This is a genomic window from Streptomyces sp. M-16, from assembly GCF_052114405.1.
Classification (GTDB): domain Bacteria; phylum Actinomycetota; class Actinomycetes; order Streptomycetales; family Streptomycetaceae; genus Streptomyces.
In genome coordinates this window covers 1-2045 of the sequence record NZ_JBFRER010000279.1, presented here as the reverse complement: position 1 = coordinate 2045, position 2045 = coordinate 1, and the positions used below count along the sequence as shown (strand labels likewise).

Here is a 2045-nt window from a genome sequence, read left to right as displayed (position 1 = left end):
ACCCTCGGCCGCACGACGCCGTACCCGACGTAGTCGTTCCGCCCGGCCCCGTCGACGGGCTTCCCGGCGGTGTTCAGCAGGACCCGGAGAACCTGGTTGTTGGTCCAGTCGGGGTGCGCGGACCAGAGGAGGGCGGCGGAGGCGGAGGCGAGGGCGGAGGCGTCGCTGGTTCCGTGGCTGGTACAGAGTCCCGTCTTACGTGCGCACGCCGTGACGATGTCGATTCCGGGCGCAGACATGTCCACCTGCGGGCCGTGCTGCGACTCTTTGGTTGCCTCCCCATGGGGATCTACCGCACCAACGCCTACCACTCCCGGTGTTGCAGCCGGATACTCCACCTCGTTGAGGGTGTCCCCGTCGTTTCCGGCAGCCGCAAAGATCAGCTTCCCCTTCGAGAGTGCATATTTCACGGCTTGCGCCCGCTCACGATCGCCCTCCGGTTTACCCGCATACCCCAGAGAAATGTTGATGATCTTCGCTTCGGAGTCCGCCGCATAGCGGATGGCCTCAACCCAAGAGGGAGTGGACTGCGTCTCCAGCATGTTGGGCACCCGAAGCGGAAGGATCTTCACTCCCGGGGCAAGTCCGTAGGCGCCATCACCGCTCGGGTGCTTGCCGGTACCAGCGATGATCGCAGCCATGCTCGTACCGTGGCCGTTGTAGTCGTCGCGTGCGTCACCCTTGGGATCGCTGGCAGGAAAGGCCCTGCCCTCAAGTACCTGGCCCTCAAGTTCTGGGATGCGACCCACCCCCGTATCGATCACGGCGACGGTGACTCCCTTGCCGGTGCTGACCTTCCAGATATCGTCAGCCTTCATAGAGTCGAGGTGCCACTGCTGCTCTCGAATGGTCTGCGCATGAGCTGGGGTCGCGGTGACCCCAGCCAGCAGAAGACCCACTAGGGCCGAGGTCGCTTTGAGCATGCGCATCCCGTGCAACGTCCGTTCCGCTCAGTCGATCACTGGCGGAACGACACTACGGGCGTCCTGCCAGGTCTCTTCGTCCTCAGCCAGATAATCGGGGCGGGTGCCCCCTTGGCCGCCACGCCGCTTTCCAGGTGCGGCAGCCGCCCCGTTGCCCATCGTGCCGGCTCCGGAACCTCCGCGTACCAGGCCCGAGCCGCCCTGGGTGAACGGCTGGCCACCTGCCACAGACCGACTGCTCATACCGTTCTGGCGGCCTCCGACCACCCCGCCCGGCTCCATCGCCAGCCGACGGCCTGCCACCGAACCATGCGGGCCGCCAAGGCCACCGCCGCCCATCATTCCGCCTCTGCCGCCGGGCTGCGCACCCTCCGCGCCGATGACCGTGCCACGTGGGATCCCCGCACCGGGAATACCAGGGGAAATTGCTTTGCCGCCGACGATTCCCGTGTCCCGTGGCGGCGCAGCCATGCCGCCACTCTTGCCGCCAATGCCGATGGGAGGCCGCGTGATCGACGGGGGGCCTCCCGCAGAGGTCGGTCCCCCAGTGAGCGGCGGAAGCGGCAATGCCGGAAGTGGTCCACTGGGCGGAAGGCCCGCACTGCTTGGGGTCGGTCCGCCTGGAACAGCAGTAGTCGGGGGCAATGTCTTGTTCGGCAGCGTCGCCAGGTGGTCAAGGTCCACGCCCACATCCCAACTCGGGACGATAGGGGCCTGAGGCAAAGTCGGCCCTGTCGCCCGAGACAGAATCAGGTCCTGCGACGGCTGGTGACCAGGCATCGGGACAGAACCATGCCGTGGTGCGTCAGCCGTTCCCGATGGCGCAACGGATGAACTGCCACTCGATCCCAGGGCTGCTCCGGAACCCCCTCCAGAGCGCGACCGCTCAACGTCACCGGAGGTTTGCGTCGGCTCGAACTCCGGCGGCGGTGGCCGGAACGTAAGGGCTTCCGCCTTGCTCATCTGGGTCGCGGCCAGGTCGTACGACTGCGCCAGCTTCGTCAGCTGCTGGATCGCCTCCTGGCGGTCACCGTTCAGCTTCGAGTTCGCCGTACGGCCCAGCTGCTGGGCGTCCGGGTCGTTGTGGAACCGGTGCGCCGCCGCCAGATCCGCCGCCGCCGA

The 2045-nt window shown here is 67.0% G+C and carries 1 protein-coding gene; it reads right to left on the bottom strand.

Going from position 1 to position 2045, the window contains the following annotated elements; all coding sequences use genetic code 11:
- A partial coding sequence (mycP, locus tag AB4039_RS42060) for a type VII secretion-associated serine protease mycosin (RefSeq protein ID WP_442273286.1) occupies positions 1–923 on the bottom strand: 923 nt, incomplete at its 3' end.
- Between the last annotated feature and the right edge of the window lie 1122 nt (positions 924–2045).